Annotated in this window: 21 protein-coding genes; 11 read left to right on the top strand and 10 right to left on the bottom strand. The window is 42.4% G+C overall.

The annotated features are described in order from the left end of the window. The first annotated feature begins 35 nt into the window (after nt 1-35). The gene (locus EXA13_RS06080; protein ID WP_238132385.1) at nt 36-290 is read left to right on the top strand and encodes a hypothetical protein; all 255 of its coding nucleotides are present in this window, start codon (nt 36-38) and stop codon (nt 288-290) included. Nucleotides 291-312: 22 nt separating this feature from the next. Here EXA13_RS06080 and yfaE read toward each other — a convergent pair whose 3' ends face one another. From yfaE to ubiG, 4 genes are all read right to left on the bottom strand, one after another. After that, nucleotides 313-591 carry a class I ribonucleotide reductase maintenance protein YfaE gene (gene yfaE, locus EXA13_RS06075; RefSeq protein ID WP_238132384.1) on the bottom strand — a complete coding sequence of 93 codons (279 nt, stop codon included), beginning with the start codon at nt 589-591 and terminating at the stop codon, nt 313-315. Then, nucleotides 591-1,724 carry a class Ia ribonucleoside-diphosphate reductase subunit beta gene (nrdB, locus tag EXA13_RS06070; protein WP_238132383.1) on the bottom strand — a complete coding sequence of 378 codons (1,134 nt, stop codon included), beginning with the start codon at nt 1,722-1,724 and terminating at the stop codon, nt 591-593. Before nrdB ends, yfaE begins: the two co-directional genes overlap by 1 nt. A gap of 117 nt (nt 1,725-1,841) precedes the next feature. After that, nucleotides 1,842-4,124, bottom strand: a complete 2,283-nt coding sequence (gene nrdA / locus EXA13_RS06065; protein ID WP_238132382.1) for a class 1a ribonucleoside-diphosphate reductase subunit alpha — start codon at nt 4,122-4,124, stop codon at nt 1,842-1,844. A gap of 407 nt (nt 4,125-4,531) precedes the next feature. Then, nucleotides 4,532-5,242, bottom strand: coding sequence for a bifunctional 2-polyprenyl-6-hydroxyphenol methylase/3-demethylubiquinol 3-O-methyltransferase UbiG (gene ubiG, locus EXA13_RS06060; RefSeq protein WP_238132451.1), 711 nt, complete (start codon nt 5,240-5,242; stop codon nt 4,532-4,534). Between the two features lie 354 nt (nt 5,243-5,596). On the opposite strand from ubiG, the gene gyrA reads away from it, so the two are divergent. The 6 genes from gyrA (at nt 5,597) to EXA13_RS06030 (ending at nt 12,862) form a co-directional block, all read left to right on the top strand. Beyond that, entirely contained in the window at nt 5,597-8,293 is a 2,697-nt protein-coding gene (gene gyrA / locus EXA13_RS06055; protein ID WP_238132381.1) for a DNA topoisomerase (ATP-hydrolyzing) subunit A, read from the top strand. 448 nt (nt 8,294-8,741) lie between these two features. Then, complete coding sequence (locus tag EXA13_RS06050; protein WP_238132380.1) at nt 8,742-8,921, top strand: hypothetical protein; 180 nt, start codon at nt 8,742-8,744, stop codon at nt 8,919-8,921. 231 nt (nt 8,922-9,152) lie between these two features. Further along, nucleotides 9,153-9,749 carry a GTP cyclohydrolase II gene (locus tag EXA13_RS06045; protein ID WP_238132379.1) on the top strand — a complete coding sequence of 199 codons (597 nt, stop codon included), beginning with the start codon at nt 9,153-9,155 and terminating at the stop codon, nt 9,747-9,749. Nucleotides 9,750-9,871: 122 nt separating this feature from the next. After that, nucleotides 9,872-11,419, top strand: coding sequence for a L,D-transpeptidase family protein (locus tag EXA13_RS06040; RefSeq protein ID WP_238132378.1), 1,548 nt, complete (start codon nt 9,872-9,874; stop codon nt 11,417-11,419). Between the two features lie 164 nt (nt 11,420-11,583). Then, complete coding sequence (locus tag EXA13_RS06035) at nt 11,584-12,138, top strand: YcbK family protein (RefSeq protein WP_238132377.1); 555 nt, start codon at nt 11,584-11,586, stop codon at nt 12,136-12,138. Between the two features lie 67 nt (nt 12,139-12,205). Beyond that, the gene (locus tag EXA13_RS06030; protein ID WP_238132376.1) at nt 12,206-12,862 is read left to right on the top strand and encodes an MBL fold metallo-hydrolase; all 657 of its coding nucleotides are present in this window, start codon (nt 12,206-12,208) and stop codon (nt 12,860-12,862) included. Nucleotides 12,863-12,869: 7 nt separating this feature from the next. On the opposite strand, the gene EXA13_RS06025 is transcribed toward EXA13_RS06030, so the two are convergent. After that, nucleotides 12,870-13,541, bottom strand: coding sequence for a DUF2982 domain-containing protein (locus EXA13_RS06025; RefSeq protein ID WP_238132375.1), 672 nt, complete (start codon nt 13,539-13,541; stop codon nt 12,870-12,872). A 214-nt stretch (nt 13,542-13,755) separates the two neighbouring features. On the opposite strand from EXA13_RS06025, the gene EXA13_RS06020 reads away from it, so the two are divergent. Further along, complete coding sequence (locus tag EXA13_RS06020; RefSeq protein WP_238132374.1) at nt 13,756-14,145, top strand: MarR family transcriptional regulator; 390 nt, start codon at nt 13,756-13,758, stop codon at nt 14,143-14,145. Between the two features lie 80 nt (nt 14,146-14,225). On the opposite strand, the gene EXA13_RS06015 is transcribed toward EXA13_RS06020, so the two are convergent. Further along, nucleotides 14,226-14,702 carry a MarR family winged helix-turn-helix transcriptional regulator gene (locus EXA13_RS06015; protein ID WP_238132373.1) on the bottom strand — a complete coding sequence of 159 codons (477 nt, stop codon included), beginning with the start codon at nt 14,700-14,702 and terminating at the stop codon, nt 14,226-14,228. 388 nt (nt 14,703-15,090) lie between these two features. Here EXA13_RS06015 and EXA13_RS06010 point away from each other — a divergent pair, with 388 nt between their 5' ends. Further along, nucleotides 15,091-16,671: a BCCT family transporter gene (locus EXA13_RS06010; RefSeq protein WP_238132372.1), complete on the top strand. Its 1,581-nt coding sequence runs from the start codon at nt 15,091-15,093 to the stop codon at nt 16,669-16,671. A gap of 214 nt (nt 16,672-16,885) precedes the next feature. Further along, entirely contained in the window at nt 16,886-18,769 is a 1,884-nt protein-coding gene (locus EXA13_RS06005; RefSeq protein ID WP_238132371.1) for a methyl-accepting chemotaxis protein, read from the top strand. Nucleotides 18,770-18,811: 42 nt separating this feature from the next. Here EXA13_RS06005 and EXA13_RS06000 read toward each other — a convergent pair whose 3' ends face one another. The 4 genes from EXA13_RS06000 to asnS form a co-directional block, all read right to left on the bottom strand. Continuing rightward, nucleotides 18,812-19,528 (bottom strand): 3'-5' exonuclease, encoded by a 717-nt coding sequence (locus EXA13_RS06000; RefSeq protein WP_238132370.1) that lies wholly within the window; start codon nt 19,526-19,528, stop codon nt 18,812-18,814. Between the two features lie 8 nt (nt 19,529-19,536). Continuing rightward, the gene (locus EXA13_RS05995; RefSeq protein ID WP_238132369.1) at nt 19,537-21,426 is read right to left on the bottom strand and encodes a DUF294 nucleotidyltransferase-like domain-containing protein; all 1,890 of its coding nucleotides are present in this window, start codon (nt 21,424-21,426) and stop codon (nt 19,537-19,539) included. Nucleotides 21,427-21,667: 241 nt separating this feature from the next. Continuing rightward, the gene (locus EXA13_RS05990) at nt 21,668-22,858 is read right to left on the bottom strand and encodes an amino acid aminotransferase (RefSeq protein WP_238132368.1); all 1,191 of its coding nucleotides are present in this window, start codon (nt 22,856-22,858) and stop codon (nt 21,668-21,670) included. Between the two features lie 138 nt (nt 22,859-22,996). Further along, the gene (asnS, locus tag EXA13_RS05985; RefSeq protein ID WP_238132367.1) at nt 22,997-24,397 is read right to left on the bottom strand and encodes an asparagine--tRNA ligase; all 1,401 of its coding nucleotides are present in this window, start codon (nt 24,395-24,397) and stop codon (nt 22,997-22,999) included. Nucleotides 24,398-24,737: 340 nt separating this feature from the next. Here asnS and queD point away from each other — a divergent pair, with 340 nt between their 5' ends. Further along, the gene (queD, locus tag EXA13_RS05980) at nt 24,738-25,097 is read left to right on the top strand and encodes a 6-carboxytetrahydropterin synthase QueD (protein ID WP_238132366.1); all 360 of its coding nucleotides are present in this window, start codon (nt 24,738-24,740) and stop codon (nt 25,095-25,097) included. Nucleotides 25,098-25,123: the final 26 nt, after the last annotated feature.

The following is a 25,123-nucleotide window of genomic DNA, read 5'->3' as shown; positions in this document are numbered from 1 at the left end:
AATGTCGGTTTGAATCATTTCGGCAGGAGGCTGTGATGTTCCATCAATCAAAAATTATCGTATGGTATAAAATTGCCAGTCAGAAAGTGATATTAGGTGAGGCGTTAGTCAACCATCCTCAAGATATGACTTCACTTTGGCGTCATGCTCCATCAGAAGAACCCTTAAAGGTTGGTTATGGCTATCAATTATCGTTGTTTGATGATGATGGGCGAGAAGTGGCAAATAAATCGGTATCAGTGAACACGGCGGATAGTTTGCTGTTTGGTAAAAAACAAGCCAGAGTCTAGCTCTGGCTTGAGAATAAAGCGATTAAGCGCGTTTGGCTTTGGGAAAGTATTTAACATTCTCCAATTCAAGCGCGCTTTTTGCTTTACAGACACAAGGTAAAATCTCATTACCTTGTGTATAAGCCATCGCAAAACCAACATATTCCACTTCACCCGAAATCAAAGTACAACGACAAGCACCACAGTGGCCATCTCGACAATTGTATTCTGGTTGTAACCCTGCATGCTCCATACTTTCAAGTAAAGTATTGGATGTGTTGGATTCAATGGTCAATATTTTGTTGATCTTAAGGCTGGCCATTACAGTTCGAAGCCCTCAAAATCATCGGCTTTTACTTCATTATCAATTTGACCCACTAAATAGGAGCTAATCTCGGCTTCCTGTGGAGCCACTTGTACATTATCCGATGACAACCAAGCGTTGATCCAAGGAATTGGATTGGTGGTTGCATTAGGATAGGCAGCCTCTAAGCCAACCGCCTGCATGCGAATATTGGTAATGTATTCGACATATTGGCAGAGAATATCGCGGTTCAACCCTATCATTGAGCCATCTTTAAAGAGATAAGCGGCCCATTCTTTTTCCTGTTCCGCGGCTTCTTTAAAGAGATCAAAGCACTGCTGCTTACACTCTTCTGCAATTTGTAAGAATGAAAAATCATCAATACCATTACGCAGTAAATTGATCATGTGCTGGGTCCCCGTAAGATGGAGAGCTTCATCACGAGCGATCAGCTTGATAATTTTGGCATTCCCTTCCATCAGTTCACGCTCAGCAAAAGCAAAGGAACACGCAAAGCTGACGTAAAAACGAATGGCTTCAAGAGCATTGACTGACATGAGGCATAAATACAGTTTCTTCTTCAACTCCATAAGGTTCACGTCAATAGTTTTACCATTGATCTGATGAGAACCTTCACCCAAACGATGGTAATCGTTCGTATATTGGATTAAGTCATCGTAATAGTGGGCTATGTCTTTTGCTCGTTTAAGAATATGTTCATTTTCAACAATATCATCAAAGACAACAGCCGGATCGTTGACGATATTTCGAATAATATGAGTGTAAGAACGAGAGTGGATCGTTTCAGAAAATGACCAAGTCTCGATCCACGTTTCCAGTTCAGGTAGTGAAACTAAAGGTAATAGAGCAACGTTTGGGCTACGACCTTGAATCGAATCCAGTAGTGTTTGGTATTTAAGATTGGAAATGAAAATATGCTTTTCGTGCTCTGGTAGCTTACCATAATCAATACGATCGCTAGAGACATCTACTTCTTCCGGACGCCAGAAGAAAGAGAGTTGTTTCTCAATGAGTTTCTCGAAAATTTCATATTTTTGTTGATCGTAGCGAGCCACATTAACTGACTGGCCAAGAAACATGGGTTCTTTAAGTTGGTTATTTTTTTTCTGGGTAAAAGTACTGTAAGCCATAGTGTTTCATCCGTTTCGCCACTTGTTTAATCAAGCAGCATACAAATCATCAGTGAGTAACGTTTTATTCTCATAAATAGGGCATATCATGCCCTATTTATGAGGAGAGCGGCAAAATTAGATCTTACATCCACCGCCAGCACAATCATCATCTTGTGGCTGGACGGCATCTTTTTGATCGTCTTTTGCGCCATCACGAGTGTTGTGGTAGTAAAGCGTTTTAACTCCAAACTTGTACGCGGTGAGTAAGTCTTGTAATAACTTCTTCATGGGCACTTTGCCTGAGTCATATTGGCTAGGATCGTAGTTGGTGTTAGCAGAAATTGCTTGGTCAACAAATTTTTGCATGATGCCGACTAAGTGTAGATAGCCATCATTAGAGCCAATATTCCACAATAACTCGTAGTTCTCTTTGAGTTTGGTAAATTCAGGAACCACCTGTTTAAGGATGCCATCTTTAGAGGCTTTGACAGACACATAGCCACGAGGTGGCTCTATACCGTTGGTCGCATTCGAAATTTGAGAAGAGGTTTCTGAAGGCATCAGAGCAGTCAATGTCGAGTTACGTAAACCAAATTCCATAATTTCACTACGCAGAGCATCCCAATCATAATGCAGAGCTTCATTACAAATAAGATCAATATCTTTCTTATAGGTATCGATAGGGAGTAAGCCTTTCGCGTAGTTTGTTTCATCAAATGCCGGACATCTTCCTTGCTCTTTGGCAAGGTTTACCGATGCTTTGAGGAGATAATATTGCATCGCTTCAAATGTGCGGTGAGTAAGGGCATTGGCGCTACCATCTGAATATTTTACGCCATTTTTTGCTAGGTAATAAGCGTAATTAATGACACCAACCCCTAAAGTTCGGCGATTCATGGTTGATTTACGTGCTGCAGGGAGTGGGTAATCTTGATAATCAAGCAGTGCATCCAGCGCACGCACCACTAATTCTGCCAGCTCTTGGAAATCATCCAACTCGTTAATTGCTCCCAAATTAAATGCAGAAAGAGTACAGAGCGCGATTTCGCCACTATCGTCCTCTACATTTGTCAATGGTTTAGTTGGCAACGCAATTTCTAAGCATAGGTTTGACTGACGAACTGGGGCAATACTCGCATCAAAGGGGCTGTGAGTATTACAGTGATCGACGTTTTGAATATAAATACGACCAGTAGAGGCGCGTTCTTGCATTAAGAGAGAGAAAATCTCGATTGCTTTTACACTGCGTTTTTTTATAGAAGGATCATTTTCATACTGGACATATAAACGTTCAAATTCATTTTGATCTTCAAAGAAAGCATCGTATAGGCCAGGAACGTCGGAAGGAGAGAACAGCGTAATATTGCCGCCTTCAACTAAACGTGTGTACATCAATTTATTTAGCTGAACGCCGTAATCCATATGACGAACACGGTTTTCTTCCACACCACGGTTATTTTTCAGTACCAGCAGTGATTCAGCTTCACCATGCCAAAGTGGGTAAAAGACCGTGGCAGCACCACCACGTACGCCACCTTGTGAGCAGCATTTTACGGCTGTTTGGAAATATTTATAAAAAGGAATACAGCCAGTATGGAAGGCTTCTCCCCCACGAATTTCAGAACCTAAGGCGCGAATACGTCCAGCATTAATACCAATACCTGCGCGCTGAGAGACGTAACGAACAATTGAACTTGCGGTTGCATTGATAGAATCTAAGCTATCCCCACACTCAATCAATACACATGAGCTGAACTGGCGTGTTGGTGTTCGAACCCCCGCCATAATTGGCGTTGGTAGTGAAATTTTAAACGTTGAAGTCGCATCGTAAAAACGTTGGATATAATCCAAACGCGTGGCTTTCGGGTATTTCGCAAATAAACAAGCGGCAACCAAAATGTATAAAAACTGAGCGCTTTCATAGATTTGACCAGTTACACGGTTTTGTACGAAGTATTTTCCTTCGAGCTGTTTGACTGCAGCATACGAGAAATTCAAATCACGGCGATGGTCGATGAACTCGTTCATCAGTGCAAACTCTTCTTGGCTATAATCTTCCAATAAGTGTTTGTCGTATTTGCCTTTTTCTATCATTGCTGAGACATGATCAAAGAGTGTTGGCGGCTCGTATTGACCATAAGCTTTTTTACGCAAGTGAAAAACAGCGAGGCGTGCAGCGAGGTATTGATAATCTGGGGTCTCTTCTGAAATAAGATCGGCTGCCGATTTAATGATCGTCTCATGAATATCTGAGGTCGTGATCCCATCATAAAATTGGATATGAGCACGCAGTTCAACTTGTGATACAGAGACGTTGTCTAGACCTTCAGCGGCCCATGCGATTACGCGGTGGATTTTATCGAGATCGATAGTTTCTTTGCGGCCATCACGTTTGGTGACAGTAAGTTGTTGGTTCATTCTGCTTTATTTCCCTAACAAAACTGATAAAAGCCGTGTTTTGGTGTGGTTTTTGTAAATTTAACGTTGGCTTTGTGTTCGAAGTCGCCCTACATCTTGTATGAGTAAACACTACATGTAGGGGTGCATCAGTGTTCGGGTTACAAGATAGTGCTATCGAGAGGGGAATGCAAGTTACAGTTCTTGCACAGTTTGTGGATAAGTTGGGAAAGAAAAATTTTCAGTTAGTAGCTACTTACCGACAATCAAAGGGCAGAGTTAAAGGTAAAAAATAGTGGTTTGGATATTGGTTTTTTACTCACCAGATCAGAAAAAAAATCACTTGATCTTTTGGGATAAATTGACTTCTTGCAAGAGGCTTGGATTTTGGCTATCTGAGCCTCTTATCGTGGCTAGTTTCTACGATGCTATCTTAGGCATTGAGTATGAAGGATATAATTGACCCCGACGTGTTTACCCAGACGATAAGTATCGGTGAGTGGATTATAAAGTAGGCCAGTGATCCCTTGCTCTTGTAATGGGGTTTTATCTACCATTTTTAGCAGTTCAGAGGGACGAATGAATTTTGCATGATCATGAGTACCCGGTGGGACAATTTTTAATAACTGTTCAGCGCCCACAATGGCAAATAAGTAAGACTGAAGATTACGATTAAGTGTTGAAAAGAAGACGTGTCCCCCCGGTTTGACGAGCTGAGCACAGGAACGTACGACAGAAAGTGGGTCGGGCACGTGCTCCAGCATTTCCATACAGGTTACGACATCATAATGTTGGGGAAATTCCTGGGCATGCTCTTCAACAGTACTCTGGATATAAGTGAGAGAGGTTCCTGTCTCTAAAGCATGTAAGCGAGCCACTTCAAGCGGTTCTTTACCCATATCTAACCCAGTAACGAGCGCGCCTTCTTTGGCCATGCTTTCCGCTAAAATCCCCCCGCCACATCCTACATCAAGCACAGTTTTACCAAATAGGCCATTGGCGTTTTCCAAAACATAATGAAGTCGTAATGGGTTGATTTGGTGTAACGGTTTAAACTCGCCGTGTAAATCCCACCAACGTGAAGCCATCTCTTCAAATTTTTTGATTTCGTTTGGATCGACATTTTGTGCTTGAGTCATGCTTATCATTGCCTGTGTTATGCATCCAGAAATTAAGGTGGCATTATAACCGGGTTCGTTATTCATACCACCCGTTATCGATGATTCGTTAAATGTTGAGCAAAAACCAACCATTTATCAGTTGGATATGGGATGAGTGTGTGATTTCTCAGCATTTGATACCCCACAAAGCTCACAACCTGATAAAAGGACAGGGAAAGTGATGCCGAACTCGGTGAACTTGTGTTATATTTTCCAACCTTATAAGTATCAATATTATCCGGGCGATACATCGGTAATGTTTGGCTCTGTTGTTAGAGTCACATTCAATGTGGTCTGGATATACCGATCAAACTGTAGAGGGATAATGGCTCTATGAGCGATCTAGCTAAAGAGATCACGCCCGTAAACATCGAAGATGAGCTTCGAGGTTCATACTTAGACTACGCGATGTCAGTTATCGTGGGTCGTGCTCTTCCCGATGTGCGTGATGGCCTAAAGCCAGTTCACCGTCGCGTTTTATTTGCGATGAATGTACTGGGTAATGATTGGAATAAACCATATAAAAAATCTGCCCGTGTGGTAGGGGACGTAATCGGTAAATATCACCCACATGGTGATAGTGCGGTTTACGATACAATTGTTCGGATGGCACAGCCATTCTCACTCCGCTATATGTTAGTTGATGGCCAAGGTAACTTTGGTTCAATTGACGGAGACTCAGCGGCGGCGATGCGTTATACCGAAGTTCGTATGGCAAAAATGGCCCATGAACTTCTTGCCGATTTAGATAAAGAAACCGTGGATTTTGTGCCTAACTATGATGGCACTGAACAAATTCCTGCGGTTTTACCCACCAAGATTCCTAACCTGTTAGTCAATGGTTCGTCAGGGATTGCGGTTGGTATGGCTACCAATATCCCTCCACATAACTTGACGGAAGTTATTGATGGGTGCTTGGCCTATATCAACAATGAAGACATCACGATTGATGAGCTTATGGAGTATATTCCAGGGCCTGATTTCCCAACGGCAGCATTAATCAGCGGTCGTAAAGGAATCGTTGATGCTTACAAAACTGGGCGCGGTAAAGTTTACATGCGTTCAAAAGCGGAAATTGAAGCCGATAAACATGGTAAAGAAACCATTATTGTCACTGAAATTCCGTATCAAGTGAATAAAGCTCGTTTGATTGAAAAGATTGCCGATTTAGTCAAAGAGAAAAAAGTTGAAGGCATTAGTGCGCTGCGTGATGAGTCCGATAAAGACGGAATGCGCATTGTCATTGAATGTCGCCGCGACGCGGTTGGCGAAGTGGTTCTTAATAACCTGTACGCGAACACTCAACTGCAAACCACCTTTGGTATTAACATGGTGGCGCTGGATAATGGTCAACCAAAACTTTTTAACCTGAAAGAGATGTTGAAATGTTTTGTGAACCACCGCCGTGAAGTGGTGACTCGCCGGACTATTTTTGAATTACGTAAAGCGCGTGAACGTGCACATATTCTTGAAGGTCTAGCTCTTGCGCTTGCCAATATCGATGACATTATTGATTTAATTCGTAAAGCACCAACTCCAGCTGAAGCAAAAGCGGGTTTAATTTCAAGAGGTTGGGAATTAGGTCATGTTGCTGCAATGTTAGAACGTGCAGGAACAGATGCCGCGCGTCCTGAATGGCTTGAAGCGCAATACGGTATCCGTGATGGTCAATATTTCCTCACAGAACAGCAAGCTCAAGCGATTCTTGATCTACGTCTACACCGCTTAACCGGATTAGAGCATGAGAAAATCCTCGATGAATATAAAGCATTGTTGGATGAAATCGCAGAGCTAATTCGTATTCTTTCTGATACCGAACGCTTAATGGAAGTGATTCGTGAAGAACTGGAAATGGCGAAAGCAAACTTTGGTGATGCCCGTCGTACCGAAATCACTGCGGCAACGCATGACATTGATATGGAAGAGCTGATCGCACGTGAAGATGTGGTGGTGACACTTTCCCATGAAGGTTATGTGAAGTATCAATTACTCAGTGATTACGAAGCGCAGCGTCGAGGCGGCAAAGGTAAGAGTGCAACACGCATGAAAGACGAAGACTACATTGAGCGTCTTTTGGTTGCGAACACGCATGATAATATCCTGTGCTTCTCGACCCGTGGTAAAACGTATCGCTTGAAAGTGTATCAATTACCACTAGCAAGCCGTACCGCACGCGGTAAACCTATCGTTAACTTATTGCCATTGGAAGCAGAAGAACGCATTACTGCTATTCTTCCGGTTACCGAGTTTAGTGATGATAAATTTATCTTTATGGCAACGGGCGATGGTACAGTGAAGAAAACGTCATTAGACCAATTTGCTAATGTTCGTGCTAATGGTTTGATTGCCGTCAATCTGCGTGATGATGACTCATTAATTGGGGTTGATATCACTGATGGTAATAATGAAATCATGCTGTTCTCAAAATTTGGTAAAGTGGTTCGCTTTAAAGAAGCCGAAGAAATCGCGCTATTCGATGAGAATGGTCAACCTGTGCTCGATGAAAACGGTCAACCAGAAATTAAATTCAAAGGTGTCCGTCCTATGGGGCGTACCGCTTCGGGTGTCCGTGGTATGAAATTGGCAGATGGCGATCAAGTAGTTTCATTGATTGTGCCGAAGACGGAAGGTGACGTTCTCACCGTGACAGAAAATGGTTACGGTAAGCGCACCAGCTTATCTGAATATCCGACCAAAGGTCGTGGTACTCAAGGCGTGGTTTCTATCAAAGTTTCTGAGCGTAATGGTAGTGTTGTTGGTGCAGTTCAAGCTGAAGAAGGCGATGAATTTATGATGATCACCAACGCCGGTACCTTGGTGCGTACCCGAGTCGCTGAGGTTAGCCAAGTGGGCCGTAACACACAAGGCGTCACCTTGATTCGAACTTCTGAAGACGAAAAAGTCGTTGGCTTACAGCGTATTGAAGAAGTGGATGAGGCAGATTTACCTTCAGCGGAAGAGGCAGCAGATTCGGTTGCTGACGCAGAAAACCCAGTGATCCATGATAGCGAGATTGATTCAGAAGAATAAATAGTCTTTATATTATGAATCATAAAAACCGAGCGATAATAAGCTCGGTTTTTTTATATGCCATAGATAGAGCGTTAATGAGAGAGGTGAGTAAGGACACTACGCTAGAGTTTAGCTCAATTAAACCAGTGGCTCTCTGAACGAAAATATTAAATAGATGCTTATTTATAGTAAAATAGAATGGTGTATTACTGGTAATGTATAAGATCTTTATTTTTATTATTTATGATATCTATGAATAAAAATCATGAATATCGGCTGATAATTTATGTTTGATCTAATAATGAGACAAAATGATCATTCTTATTATTTATTTCTACTCATCACTTTTTATAATGTGATTGTGATAATTATTCAGAAATAAAAATATAATTGTCAGTTAATAGAAGGAAATGGTAGTATTTATTTTTTATGAATTATCACTAAACTATTTTGATCGGGGCATCCAGTGGACTACGCAGTCATTACGCAATTAAAAAAAGATTTTTATGCGCAGATATGTGCCTTTCAGTCTTATCCCTTATCTCAAGGAAAAACAACCTTATCACTATTAACGGCAGAAGAGCTGAAACAATTAGAGCAGATTTGGGTGGAATTGACGGTATGGAAAAAATCACAGAGTCATTAGCACAAGTGTGAACTTTTCCGCGATAGTCGCTAGTAAAGAAACCCAGCTTATGTGTAAAGAAAGCTGGGTTTTTTGTTGCCGTTTTTTGAAATTGTTATAATATAACAAATATTGAAATTGTGAACTTTTCGTTGAAAACGAGGAAAGTAATCCCCATAGTAAAGTCACAATAGCGTAGAAAGATGCATACCATTCCAGCATGCAGCCAGAAAAATTCAAGTGAGTGCAGATATGGCGGAAGTAAGAGCCAGAGTTGATTTAAAAGTGGGTTTGAAAAGTAACATTGATGCGGAAATACTTTCATTCCAAGGGCTAAAAACAGAGAAAGAGCATGTGGCGGTGATCTTCCAATCCGCAGATAAAACCCAGCCTATTCCTTTAGTGAGAATGCACTCTGAATGCCTAACCGGCGATGTGTTTCATTCATCTCGATGCGACTGTGGCGAACAGTTAGAAGAAACCATTAATAAAATGGGAGAGCATGGCGGTATTATTCTCTATTTGCGTCAGGAAGGGCGTGGGATTGGGTTGTATAACAAAATTGATGCGTATCGGTTACAAAGCCAAGGGATGGATACATATCAAGCAAATAACCATCTCGGATTTAGTGATGATCTCCGTGACTTTACTGAAGCTGCACAAATGCTTAAAGCGCTGGGCGTGATGAAAATTCGTCTGGTGACGAATAACCCTAAAAAGGTGCGAGAGTTAAAAGAACAGGGTATCGAGATTGTTGAAGTTGTGAATACTGCCGCACATATTAAACATGGTAATGAAAAATACCTGCAAGCCAAAGTCGCCCATGGTAAGCATAACTTAAAACTTTAGATGTGATAAAAACCTCATTACGATGAGGTTTTTTTATGTTTGACGACTCCTCTGAACAGTTGGTTAAATGCTGTTCTTTTGCCATACTTAGTTCAATGCTAACTTTGTGAGGCAGTGCTGTGATGAAACATCGTTTCTTAATTGCTGGGCTTTTCATTTTATTCAGCTTCCCCCTTGCTGCGACGCCCTACTTTACAACGTTGGAGTGGTTAACCCGTGATGAAGCACATTCGCTTTCTTTTTATTATCCCGAGCAGCTAGAACAGATCTACCGCCGTAATAATGATCAACTGATATGGACGGATATGCTTAGCCGTATGCAGTTTGAAGAGCAATTGGATCTGATTCATCGGGCTAAAATCAGCCCTCTTTTTACTCAGCGATTAAAGCAACTGAGCGAGATGCGGCAACAGGAGGCTTGGTTTAAATATGATTTGCTCGCAACAGATACGTTGCTCATGTATCTAAGTTATGCAGAGCTGTCGCCTAAAGAGGGGATGGGGTGGTTTTTTAATGGCAATAAGTTAGAGCATATTTTACCACTTCCGACGGAAGGTGCGCTCTTTGGTTTGCATGTTGCTATTGGTTCAAAGACTCTGGATCACTTAATCTATCGATATACCCCACAAGATCCTGCCTATCAGCAGTTAATTTATGCTTATCGCTTTTTACGTCCACTAAGCCAGACCTCACTGGCCCTTTATCAGCAAAGTGGGTTAAAAAGAGTTGGGGATAAATTGGATGATCGGCAAACACTGATTCAACGTTTGGCTTTAGTGAATATCGATATCACTGCGATACGCAATGATGTCTCTTGGTATGATAATTCTCTGGTTGAACCTGTTAAGCAGTTTCAGAAACGGCATGGATTACCACAAGATGGGATTATTGGACCCAATACATTAAAGTGGTTGAACTTATCGGTAGATGCCCGCCTAGGATTAATTGCTTTAAATGCGGAGCGTATGCGCTTATGGCCAAGTTCAACTACCTCTATAGTGGTCAATGTACCGAATTTTGAGCTTAACTATTGGCATGCAGGAGAAGCGGTCTTTCGATCTAAAGTTGTGGTGGGGCGTGTTACTCGTCCAACGCCTGTCATGACGACTCGGTTAGACTCACTAATTGTTAATCCAACTTGGAATGTGCCTTATAAAATTATGGTGGAAGATATTTTGCCAATAGCCAAAAGGGATAAGCAATATTTAACGCAGCATCATATTGAGATATTACCCAATTGGGGCTCACAGCAAACAATGGATCCTACCTTAATTGATTGGGAAAATTTGCAACCCAAATCTTTTCCTTATCGTCTTCGTCAACAAGCTGGATATAAAAATGCACTGGGACGCTATAAATTTAATACCCCCAATCGGCGGGCTATTTTCTTGCATGACACGCCAAGTAAGCATCTATTTGATTATCATTCTAGAGCGTTTAGTTCCGGATGTATTCGTGTTGAAAATGCCGATTTATTTGCCACGATGTTGCTTAAGAAGCAGGGGCTAGATGATCAAGAATTTTCACCTCAAAGTAGTGACACGAATCATGCCATTGCCCTGAAACAGCGCATTCCGGTTCAGATCATTTATCAAACCACGTGGTTTGATGGTGGTCAGTTACATTTTCGTGATGATATTTACCACCTTGATCGCGTTATTTCTCAATAATGTTGACTAAAAAATGACACAAAGATAATGTCTTTATTGTCAATAACTAAGCTTTTTAATTGGATAAGTTGCTCGAATTGTAACAATGAAAGGTTTGATCTTAGGCTCGGACTTCGCTACTTTTCGCCTTCATTCTGTAAAAAGTGAATCATGAAGGTGTTGTTTTGCATTTATCTCGTCGTCGTTTCCTGCAATTAACCGGTTTGGGTGTAGCTTCTGCTGCGGCATTTCCTTCATTTGTTCATGCCTCTTTAGCTCAAGAGCCTAGAGTATTAACTTTGAATAATCTGCATACTGGGGAGAGCCTTGAATCTTGTTATTTTAATGGCCATCGATATGTGCGATCTGAACTGCAGCGGCTAAATCACCTTTGTCGAGACTTTCGTCGTAATGAAGTTCACCCAATGGATAAACAGCTCTTCGATCAACTCTCTCGTATTCAGGCCTTACTTGGAACAGAAGCAAAAGTTGAGGTTATTTCTGGCTATCGTTCACCCGCTACGAATGAGCTACTTCGCAGCAATAGTCGTGGTGGAGGGGTGGCAAAAAAGAGTTTACATATGCTTGGCCAAGCCATCGACTTTCGATTGGAAGGTGTAGAGTTAGGTTCCGTACATACTGCTGCACTGAAATTAAAAGCAGGCGGTGTGGGTTATTATCCCAAGAGTAACTTTATCCACATTGATACTGGTGCGGTTCGTCAATGGCGAGGAGCCTGACTTGTCAAATTCCGGGGAGAATGTCATAGTTCCTGCCATATTTTATGGTTATTGAACAGGTTTTCCCATGTCTCTTAAATATCAAATTGTTCCTGTAACAGCTTTTGCACAAAATTGCTCCATTGTTTGGTGTGATAAAACGATGCAAGGCATTGTTATCGATCCCGGCGGTGATGTTAAACAACTTAATAGGCTGATAGATGAGCTTGGTGTGAGTGTAGTTAAGCTTGTGTTGACACATGGTCATCTAGACCACGTTGGAGGAACTCAATCATTGGCTGAATTATTAGGTGGAATAGAGGTTATTGGTCCACACAAGGCTGATAATTTTTGGTTGCAAGGGCTAGAAGGGCAAAGCCAAATGTTTGGTTTTCCATTGACAGAAGCCTTTGAACCGACCCAATGGTTAGAAGACGGGGATACCATTACTTTTGGCCAACAAACTTTGGCTGTATTACATACCCCTGGGCACACACCTGGTCATATTGTTCTCTTTAGCGAACAAGCTCGATTGGCGTTTGTTGGAGACGTACTTTTTAATGGCAGTGTGGGACGTACAGATTTTCCTAAAGGGGATTTCAATACTTTAATTGACTCAATCAAAAACAAATTATGGCCACTGGGCAATGATGTGACTTTCATTCCAGGCCATGGCCCTACCTCGACGTTTGGTCATGAGCGAGCCAATAACCCATTTGTGGCAGATGAAATGCCGCTCTATTGATACCCTTCTATTGCTTTATTTCAGGTTCGGCGGCTGCGAGATAGCGCCGAGCCAAACCAACAAATTCGTCAGCATTACGATCAAGATCAGCTTCGGCGATATAGACATCAAAGTCGTAATATTCCCGTTGATAGTGCATTCTATTGGCAAGCATAGCCATTAATCCGGTATAAAGACGACCATCTTCATCTTTATAGGGGGTTGAATCTAGAACAATCTCTTCAAAAAGGATCGTTTTCCCCTTCTGCTTAGCCCCTAAGTAGAGGAGGGCTCTTTGGTTCATCAGCATATCTCTGGCGACTCGAGGGCAAATAGCGTCTAAAAAAGGAGAATAGTTTTTTAATTGGATACCAATCCAAGGTAAAGGCTGGTGCCATCCTTCTTGTTGATAACTGCATACTCCGATCTGTCGGATATTATTCCATTTAACCACCCAGCCACCATGATAAAAATGTTGTTGGAAATGAGTGGCGGTGAGGGTAAATCCGACCCAACTTTTACATAGTGCTCCGTAGCTAATCCCCACGATCAATAACAGGGTTGAGGATAATAAAGCATTGTATGGCCAATCAATGAAGGTAGTGATTAGTGCAATAATTATGATGAAAGGTACCCCAAACAGACGTTTTATCTCAGTTGAAGAATAAAAAGGATAATTGGATAGGTGTAGCGTTGGCATACAAACCTCGTGGCTGACAGTTGGGAAAAAGGGAGAATTTCTTGTGCATCACCTTCTTCATGTGTGATGAAATTTTAGTCGTTTGTCAGTAAAATGTCGGCTTTTCTGGATGAAGTTGACCTATCCCCTACAAATAGTCTGTAAATTTTGTTATAAAACGCGCTTCAAATTTTCACCACTGCACTCGGTGCAGTGAAATGGAGAGAGATCCCCGATGAGACTTGCTCATAAGCGTAAAGTACAGGCTAAACTGCAAAAACGGATTAAAGCGATTGTTGCAAATCTTGCCAGTGCACCGAAAACGGCTAAGCCTGTAGCGGCGAAACCTGCTGTTGAAAAGAAAGCACCACTTCAATCAAATGTAGCCAAGGTTTCTGCTCAGTCTCGTGCAGAAATAGCATTAACACCAAAGCAACAGCAAGTATTAGAAATTGTTGCTGCCAATGCTGACGGTATTAATCCTAAAGCGATCGGCTTGGCTGCAGGGCAAGAAGATTCAAAAGCGGCTTCTTGGGCTACTGGAGCTTTAAAAAAACTACTGGAAGAAAATTTAGTTGCAAAAGAGCAACTAGCTGGTAATAAAGTTATTTATAAAGCCCTGTAATTTGTTTCCAATAAAGAATAAAGCCCCGAAATTTTCGGGGCTTTATTCTTTATAAACCAGATAGGATACTTAGAAAAGCCTTATTCTGTTTTGGTGATACTGCCAATTTCCAACATAGGCGCGACATCCATATTTTCCGCATTCATCATCGAAGATAAGCGTTGAACAGATGACAGTAACAGGCTTTGCTCCCAATCATCTAATTGTCGAAATTGTTCTACAAAACTGTCTTGCAGTGGCTGAGGTGCTTTTGCGAGCAGGGCTCTTCCTTCCTCAGTCAAATAAGCGTGAACTTTGCGTTTATCAGTACTACTTCGAACTCGTTGTACATAATGGTTCCGTTCTAAACGATCCAATATAGTGGTCGCTGTCGCTTGGCTCATATTGGTATGCTTTGAAAGTTGACGAATGGTCACTTCTCCTAATGCTTCAATCGAACGCATTAAAATCAATTGTGGCCCCGTCAACCCAGCATGTTTACTCAACTTTTTGGAGTGTAAATCAATGGCTCGAATGATTTGGCGGATCGCCACCAACACTTCTTCATGCTTTTCCACAATACCTACCTACAACATCTGGAGAAATTAGCTCGGACCATACCTTAGTTGTAATAAATTTGAAAGTATTGAACTCCTTCTTTTTGGCTCTCCATGTATAAAAATCTTTCCAAAAATACAAAGAGTATTAATGTTTTGTTGTCAAAGTAATTTAACTCTTGTTCTGGTTATTATTTGAACGAAATTTCAGTGTTTAAGCGTTTTTACGATATTTTGTGGCTGTTTTTCTAGATCTTTATCTCTTTTTGTGTACCATGCTTCACGGTTATTACACTCTATAGTTATGAGTACGAAATATATTTGGTGGGATTATCCGCAACTTGTCGGAGAATTTATTTCGTTGTCGTGGTTATTGAGTTCTATTTAGAATCAATAAAAGAGAGAGAAAATGACACGAGGAATTGATAAATACAGCATTGATAGTACCGATTACACCGTCGGGCAAGACAATGTGCAGAAGTGGGGCTTTGATGTCCATAATCCGGTGTTTGGTATTAGTGCTGGTCTGATTGTACTGTTTTTAGTCGTAACTCTGTTTAGTGATGCGGATACGGCTAAAAATGTCCTTGATGGGGTGAAATGGAAGATTATAGGAACATTTGACTGGCTATTTATCTGGTCTGGCAATCTGTTTGTCCTTTTTTGTTTAGGCTTGATCATTTCCCCATTTGGTAAAATTCGTTTAGGTGGTGAAGGGGCGGTTGCCGATCACTCCTTCATTTCTTGGTTATCGATGCTGTTTGCCGCTGGAATGGGGATTGGCCTCATGTTTTGGAGCGTTGCTGAACCTGTCGCCTATTTTACCGGCTGGTATGAAACGCCACTCGGCGTTGAAGCGAATACACCTGAAGCGGCAAAGTTAGCTCTGGGCGCAACCATGTACCACTGGGGGCTTCATCCTTGGGCTATTTATGCCGTTGTTGGGCTTTCTTTAGCTTTTTTCTGCTATAACAAAGGCTTACCATTGTCTGTCCGTTCTATTTTTTACCCAATTCTTGGGGACAGAGCTTGGGGCTGGGCTGGCCATGTCGTTGATATTCTTGCAGTATTAGCCACATTATTTGGATTGGCGACTTCATTAGGGTTAGGGGCTCAACAGGCAGCCAGTGGGATTCATCATGTTTTTGGCCTGGATGCGGGAATACATTTACAAATAGCGGTAATTGTTGGGGTAACGCTGCTGGCAACGATATCGGTTGTTAGAGGTATTGATGGCGGCGTTAAGGTGATTTCCAACATCAATATGATTGTGGCTTTTTTATTACTGATTTTAGTCGCCATCATTGGTTATGCCGTCACCTTTGCTTCCATTCCAACGACTTTGATGGCTTATATTGAAAATATCATTCCACTCAGTAACCCTCATGGCCGCACCGATGAGGCGTGGTTCCAAGGTTGGACGGTATTCTATTGGGCTTGGTGGATTTCTTGGTCACCATTTGTTGGGATGTTTATTGCTCGAGTCTCTAAAGGCCGCACTGTTCGTGAATTTATTACGGCGGTATTACTGGTACCAACCGCAGTGACGGTGATTTGGATGTCGGTATTTGGTGGGTTGGCGATTGAGGAAGTCATTAATGGTGTGGGTGAGTTAGGTCATAAAGGTTTAACTGATGTCTCACTGGCTATGTTCCAAATGTTTGATGGGCTGCCAATGGGGACATGGCTTTCTATCATTGCAGTTGTACTGGTTTTGGTCTTTTTTATTACCTCATCAGATTCAGGCTCGCTTGTGATTGATAGTATTACTGCTGGTGGAAAAATGGATGCTCCTGTTTTACAGCGTATATTCTGGGCCGTTATGGAAGGGGCGATTGCAATTGCTTTATTATGGATAGGAGGGACTGAAGCGGTACAGGCACTACAGGCAGGTGCTATTTCTACTGCATTACCGTTTACTTTGATTCTCTTATTGATGTGCGTCAGCCTGATTATGGGGATGCGGACGGAACAGAAAAAATCGTCATAGCAGGCGAAACAATAAAAAAACGGGTTTTTACCCGTTTTTTTATTGTCAAAATTCGAACGGTCGTTGGGCAATTTGTTGTCATTAATTTGACGTAAATATGATTGAAAGCAAAAACTTAGCTTGTGTGAATTCATTTTTACATAATTCGTGCAAAGCACATTAAATGCCGTTACTATCTTGCCCGCAATGTTCCTTTTTTCGACGATTAATTACAATGAAACTAACTCTAAAACAAAAGCTTATAGGTTCAAGCCTTTCAGCCGTTCTTGTGATGGCTGCCGCTCTGACTTGGTTATCGGCCGATCAACTTAAACAACAAACCAGCCGTGGTATTGTGGCTCGTGCAGAAGCCATATCTTCGACTGCAACAAAAGGGATCTCCGATTGGATCTCAATTCGTAAAGAGATCTCTAGTGCATTTAATGATTACAGTGCTGAGCCTGATGTCGTGCCATTCCTGCAGCAAGCACGTAAAGCGGGCGGGTTTGATGATATTTTCTTTGGCACACCCAATGGCGAGATGTACCGCTCTCATCCAGAGAGAAATCGCGCTGATTATGATCCCCGAACTCGCCCATGGTATAAAGATGCCGCTTCAGCGGGCAAACAAATCATCACTACCGCATACCAAGATGCAATAACTAACGCGCTATTAGTCACAATAGCGGAACCGGTTCGTCATAATGGACAATTTGCGGGTATTGTTGGGGCGGATGTTTTAATTGATCAGCTAATTAATGACGTGTTGAGTATGGATGCTGGAGATAAAGCTTATACCATGCTGATCGATACGCAAGAAGGTAACTTTCTAGCTCACCCCGATAAGACGTTATTGCTCAAGCCTATTGCTTCACTTAATAAAGCCCTCAACATGACCGTTCTTGAGCAGGCGGCAAATCGTCAGCAGTTACTTGAGCTGAATCTCAACGGACAAGAAACTTTCTTCTATTTTACGAAAGTACCAAATACTCCATGGGTGTTTGCCGTACAAATGGATAAAGAAACGGAGTATGCAGCCCATAGCCAATTACTGACTGGCTTATTGGTGACGGCGTTGATTATTACGATTATTGTTGTTCTGATCGTTTCTTGGTTAGTTAGCTTTCTATTTCGTGATTTACAACGAGTGTCAAAAGCATTGGAAGAGATAGCGACTGGAGAAGGGGATTTGACTCAACGCTTAGAACCTCGCAGTGATGATGAAGTTGGGCTATTAGCGAAAAACTTTAATATTTTTGTTGGCAATATGCACAATATGGTCAGCCAGTTAAGCCAGATTTCTCAGTCACTGTCTGCTCAGTCTCAAATGACGGCAGCTCATGCGGAAGAGCGAAGTGCCCGTATTCGTATGCAGCAAGATGAAGTCAATATGGTGGCAACCGCCATTAATGAAATGGCGGCTGCAACTCAAGAGATTGCTAATAACTCTGAAAACACGGCACAACATTCATCAGAAGCCGTTGATGCTTGCTCTCATGGATCCAAACAAGTATCACAAACACAGAACTCCATTCACTCGTTAGCACAAGAAGTTCAGGTTGCAACGGATGTTATTCAAGAACTGGAGGAGCATGGCAATCAGATCAGTACCATTCTTTCGACGATTCAAGGTATTGCGGAGCAAACCAACCTATTGGCACTGAATGCGGCGATTGAAGCGGCGCGAGCGGGTGAACAAGGTCGGGGTTTTGCGGTTGTGGCAGATGAAGTCCGAGTGTTAAGTCAACGTACGCATGCTTCAACTCAAGAAATTCAAAGCATGATTGAAATGCTACAAGGCACAACGAGCAAAGCGGTAGGAATTATGAATGATAGCCGTCGCTTAGCTGATACCAGTGTTGACGATGCGAACTCTGCAGCCGCGAGCCTGATGCAGATCCACCAAGCAGTTGAGAGCATTAGTGATATGGCGACTCAAATTGCATCAGCGGCAGAAGAGCAAGCTTCTGTTACATCGGAGATAACGCGTAATACGGTGGGGATCCGCGATGCTTCTAATGACTTAGCCCAAGAGGCTCATGAAGCTGCCTCACAAGCAGCGGAACTCTCTCAGCTTTCTTATCAGCTTGATCAAGAAATCCGCCGATTTAAATTGTAGACCGTAGCGAAAGGTAATAGTGAGGAGCCAAGGCTCCTCTTTTTATAACCAGAACAAACGCACTGGATGCTGGTGTGTATAATGATGCGCAATTTGTGCCTGCATCAATTCAGCGGTGGCAATAGCATCGGTTAAAGCGTGATGAGGATGATAAGCAGGCAAGCCATAACGCTGTCGGGCTTGGCCTAAGCGTAGAGACTGGGCTTTTTTACCTTTTAACTTATTCCAAAGGCCTGCGGTCATTTTTTTCTGTATTTGCGCTTCAATTTCCATGGTATCAATGATGGGAAATTCGATTCCTTCATTAATTCGGCGTCGAAAGGCGTGATCCAAAAATTCACGCTCGATCTTATGAAAATGTACGACCACGACCTTGCCCCTTAACTGCTCAAGTAGGTCATCAATAATGTCACTTAAATCTGGGGCTCCCATGATATCACTATGAGTAATGCCATGAATAATGACCGACTCTTCATCCAATTTTTGGCGAGGTCGAACGGTCCAATGCTTTGCTCTGTTGAGATAAATACGCTGCAAAGTAAAGGGGACTAAACCAATGGTGATGATTTCATCTTTATCTGCATTTAGACCCGTCGTTTCAAAGTCCATAGCCACAAACTCCATCTCACCAAGTTCGGTGTTCCCATTGGCAATCTCAGCGTGATAAAAATGTTGTAGCACAGGTGTTTGAACGACCGTCTGTTTGGCTCGATACTTATAAGGCCAGTCTATACTGGGCGCTTGAAAAATTCGTTTCATGATCACCCTTATTTAAAATTACTGCTGGCTTGGTAACGATATTTGAGAAAATTCTGGGCATTACTCAATATTTGAAACGCATCTTTTAAATTTCGACGCTCAAATTCAGAAAGATGCTCTGGCTCAATATTGTTATCTGGTTGAATATCATTCTCCACATCGAAGGCTTGGTGGCGAATACGAACCATCGAAATAAATTCTAATGCATCACGCAGATCTTGCCCTCGACCTTTGGGGAGGATCCCGGCATCAATGACATCATCTAACCGTTCAAAAGAGTTCTTTGAACGAGAGCCTACGGCGAGGGCATGAACGCGGATTAAATCAGCCAAGGGGGCGGTACCCCGACGTTTTAAGTTAATCGAATTGTTATGACGACCATCTTTTTCCATTACAAAATTTTTGAAGAACCCTAGTGGTGGTGTACGATTCAGAGCATTACGTGCTAAACAAGCAAGAAAACGGTTGTTGCGTCTCGCTCGACGAACAATAAAGCCATTGAGCTGTTCTGCCCATTTTAAGCGCCCATAGACGCCATCTAAATCAAAAAAGATGGAAGCATTAAGCAGGGCTTTCGGGTTCGGGTTATCAATCCAATCCGCAAAACAGGCTTCCCACTGCTGGCGAGTCATTCGCCACATGGGGTTGGTCGCCATGATATCGCCAGTGCAGTAGCTATAACCGCACTTATCCAATGCATCACAGACAAATGTTGCCAGTTTGGCGAAATAGTCACCGTGAGAGGCTTCATCATAGCTGTCATCTAAAATAATCGCATTGTCTTGATCTGTGACGATCAGCTGCTCATCTCGCCCCATTGACCCTAATGCTAAAAAGCAATAAGGGATGGGGGCGGGGCCAAATTCTTCTTCTGCTAATTCAATAATGCGTTGTTTGAAACTACGCCCAATGGTTGACATCGCGGTGCCAACCATATGGGAGTTTGCATCTTCGTTCACTAAACGGACGAAAGCATCTTTCACTTGTTTAGAGAGTTGGGCTAAATCATCAGCACTGTTTTGTTGGAAAATGCTACTGACGAGCAATAGTGAGTTTTGCGATTCATAACGAACAATATCGGTAATTTCTATGATACCGATGGGATTATTTTCTTTTAGCACTGGAAGATGGTGCACGTTATAGCGCAGCATGGTGAGCATGGCTTCATAAACATAGGCATTGTGATCTAGGGAGATCACCTCACTGGTCATCACTTCGGTGACGGGTTGGCTATGATCGAGATCGGTAGCAATCACTCGTCGGCATAAATCGCGGTCAGTAATGATTCCAACTACAGGGCTGCTGTCATCATCATTATCTTGCATAATACTCGGGTCAATGATCAGCAATGATGAGACATTTTCTTCAGACATTTTAATGGCAGCATCTTGAATGGATGCATCGTTATAAACAAAAGGTGCCTCACGGCTCAATAATCGTTTGACCTTGGCAGTGGTTAAATCATTTTGTTCAGCCGTATTCGAAATGGCTTGGCGCAAACGTGCATTATCTTGAACTTCAACATAATCGGCAAACGTATCATATTCATCATAGAGTTGTTGAAAGACAGCTTCAGGAATGCAATAGATTAACGTATCTTCAATTGCTGTAACGGGGAAGCTGACCTTGTTATTGGTTAGTAGCCCCATTTGTCCAAACAGGCCACCTTCGGTGATTCGGTTATACAGTTCGCCCTTGCGTCGATAAATTTCAACAACCCCACTCCTTATCATGTACAGATCTTGAATGTGGTCGCCCGCATGGATGATTGGAGTATCTTGTCGGAAGTAGGCAATTTCTACGTGATGGGCAATATCTTCCAATATATTTTCAGGAAGCTCATTAAAAGGAGGATATTGAGAGAGGAAGTTTTTTATTTCTAGTAATTCGGCTTCCATTAAGTGGCTCCTGTGTTTTCTGAGAAAGGGAGTAGAATAAACCAACCTTAGCCAAGGTTGAATTGGTCAGAAGGTGACGTATTGAGTAGTCTAAGCCCTACATACTACACGATTTTAGTTTATTACGCTGAGCATCCCCAATTTTACTTATGCTTTTATCTATTCAATGGTGATAGATAAAATGAGAAAGAAAAAAAGAGCTGGCGAAGCCAACTCTTTCATCAAGGAAGGAGAGAAGCCGTTATAATACCGCTTTAATTCCATTACACAGTGGTGACATATTTGATTTTGTCATACCAGCAACACTGATACGGCCAGAGCCTACAATATAGATAGCCAGTTCTTCTTTTAAGCGCTGTACTTGTTCTTTGCTTAGGCCTGAGAATGAGAACATACCATTTTGACGTTCAATAAAGCTAAAGTCAGCCGCTACCCCTATTTCTTTAAGGGTAGTAACAAAGAGTTCGCGCATTTCTTGAATACGTTCACGCATTTCTGCCACTTCCGCTTCCCACTCCGCACGAAGTTCTGCGTTGTTGAGGATATAAGTTACCACTGCCGCACCGTGTGCAGGAGGGTTGGAGTAGATAGAGCGGATGATGGCTTTTACTTGGGAAAATGCCGTTTCTGCAACTGCCGTTGAACCCGCAACTAAGGTGAAAGCACCCACTCGTTCGTTATACAGGCCAAAGTTTTTTGAGAAAGAGCTGGCCACTAAAATTTCTTGATTATGTTGCGCAAAAATTCGCAGCCCAGCTGCATCTTCTTCCACCCCTTTTGCAAAACCTTGATAAGCAAAGTCAAACAGTGGTAATAGGCCTTTGTCTGCTACTAATTTTGCCAACACTTCCCATTCTTCTAATGTTGGATCGATGCCCGTTGGGTTGTGACAGCAACCGTGAAATAGGACAACATCACCTGTGTTTGCTTGCTGAAGGTCAGAAACCATCGCTGCAAAGTCTTTATCTTTGGCTGCTGCGTTGTAGTAAGTGTATTGAACGGTTTCTAACCCAGCAGCATTAAATACGCCATGGTGGTTCGCCCATGTTGGGTTGCTGATCCAAACTTTAACATCACCTAACTGACGTTTAATGAATTCACCGGCGACACGTAGTGCACCTGTACCACCAGGAGCTTGAGCCGTTTTCGCTAATTTTTCATTGACGATTGTTGATTGATCACCAAATAAAAGTTTTTGTACAGCAAGCCCGTACTCGGCGGTTCCTTCAATAGTCAGATAAGACTTTGTCTTTTCTGATTCAAGCAGTGCGGCTTCGGCTTTTTTTACTGTCGCAAGAACAGGGGTTTCACCCGCTTCATTCTTGTAGATGCCCACACCCAAATTGATTTTCTCTTTTCGAGGATCATTTTTAAACTCTTCCGTCAAACCAAGAATAGGGTCAGCAGGGGCTGCGACAACTTTTTCAAACATAATATTCATCCATGTAAAGTTAAGGTGAGAAGATTGATTTCAGCTATTTATACCTTTCTGGTTGCGCAGTGACAACCATAGTCCGGTGGAAAATGAAAAAAAACCTTCGCTTAGCGAAGGTTTTTTTACACAGATGGTTTAGAAGTTAGCACTACGTGGTGTGCGAGGGAATGGGATGACATCTCTCACGTTACCCATGCCAGTAACATAAGAAACGAGACGTTCGAAACCAAGACCAAACCCTGCATGAGGTACGGTACCATAGCGACGTAAATCACGATACCAGCTCATATGTTCAGGGTCGATACCCATCTCAATCATGCGTGCATCAAGTACGTCTAAACGCTCTTCACGTTGTGAACCACCAATGATTTCACCAATACCTGGGGCCAAAACATCCATTGCCGCGACAGTTTTACCATCTTCATTAAGGCGCATATAGAAGGCTTTAATGTCTTTTGGATAATTTTTCACAATAACGGGCGCTTTAAAGTGTTCTTCAGCCAAGTAACGCTCATGTTCAGAAGAAAGGTCGATACCCCATTCCACATCAAATTCAAACTTACGACCAGAATCGAGCAGAATAGTAATCGCATCGGTATAGTCAACTTGGGCAAAATCTGATTGAACAAATTGTTCTAAACGTGTGATGGCTTCTTTATCGATACGAGAAGCAAAAAACTCAAGGTCGTCACGACGTTCGGTTAATACGGCATTAAAGACATATTTGAGCATATCTTCTGCCAGTTGAGCCACATCATTGAGATCCGCAAACGCCACTTCCGGTTCAACCATCCAAAACTCTGCTAAGTGGCGGCTGGTGTTTGAATTTTCTGCGCGGAATGTCGGGCCAAAGGTATACACTTTGCTTAAGGCACAAGCGTAAGCTTCCGCGTTGAGCTGGCCTGATACCGTTAAAAAGGTCTCTTTGCCGAAGAAGTCTTCGCTAAAGTCGATGTCGCCATTGTCTTTACGTGGCAAGTTGGCCATGTCTAGTGTAGAAACTCGGAACATTTCCCCAGCCCCTTCCGCATCAGATGCAGTGATCAAGGGAGCAGAAACCCAGTAATAACCTTGTTCGTGGTAGAAACGATGAATGGCTTGAGCAAGGCAGTTACGCACGCGAGCTACAGCACCAATTACGTTGGTGCGTGGACGGAGGTGGGCGACTTCTCGTAAATATTCAATGGAATGACGAGTCTTTGCCATTGGATAAGTTTCAGCATCTTCAACCCAACCTACCACTTTTACATGGGTAGCCGCGAGCTCGAAATCTTGCCCGCTAGCTGGGGATTCCACCACAGTACCGGTAATTTCAACAGAGCATCCAGTGGTCAGTTTTAAGACTTCATCTTGATAATTATTGAGATTATTCGGGACCACGGCCTGAATCGGGTCGAAACAAGAGCCGTCATATATGGCAAGGAAAGAGATTCCAGCTTTGGAATCACGACGTGTACGGATCCAGCCGCGAACAGTGACTTCACTGTCTACTGCAAGCTTACCGCTTAATACGTCTTTTACAGGCGCGTAAGTCATGTTTGTTATAGTCTCCATTGAGGTAAAAATTCAACCCAATGTTCATTCACGGTATTTTTTGTTTAAAAATAGGCTAAACATTGGGTTGGATTAAATTTTACAGATTCAATGGCACATATTACCTGTCAATTTTTCCGCATCAACCTTTAATATCATTTCACCGCTCAATTCTTGTCCGAAAGCGTAAATTGGTTGAGTAATGACGCCAATTGTTGGAACCATTGGGTGAAATTGGCGCGAATATCTGAGTTTAGCGTACAGATTGGGCTGGATTATGGCTCTTGTCTCCGTTGAGTAGATTCCGTAGTATTGCCTCTCTTTTCAAAGCCCGAGTAGTGAGATGAAAACCGAAATTTATAAAGAGTTTATGTTTGAGGCCGCCCACCGTCTACCACATGTACCAGAAGGGCATAAATGTGGTCGTTTGCATGGGCACTCTTTCTTAGTTCGACTCTATGTCGAAGGTGAGGTGGATCCTCATACTGGGTGGTTAGTCGATTTTGCAGAAATTAAAGCGACATTTAAGCCGATTTATGAACGTCTGGATCACTATTATTTAAATGATATTGAAGGGTTAGAAAACCCAACCAGTGAAGTGCTAGCAAAGTGGATTTGGCAACAATTGAAACCCAACCTGCCTTTATTAAGTAAAGTAGAAATTAAAGAGACCTGTACAGCAGGGTGTGTCTATACTGGGTAATACTGCGCCCAAGCCATGATATTGGC

Origin of the sequence: Vibrio cincinnatiensis (assembly GCF_022113815.1) — a bacterium.
Classification (GTDB): domain Bacteria; phylum Pseudomonadota; class Gammaproteobacteria; order Enterobacterales; family Vibrionaceae; genus Vibrio; species Vibrio cincinnatiensis_A.
Note: the sequence above shows the minus strand (reverse complement) of the source record. Positions and strands in the feature narration are given on the sequence as shown.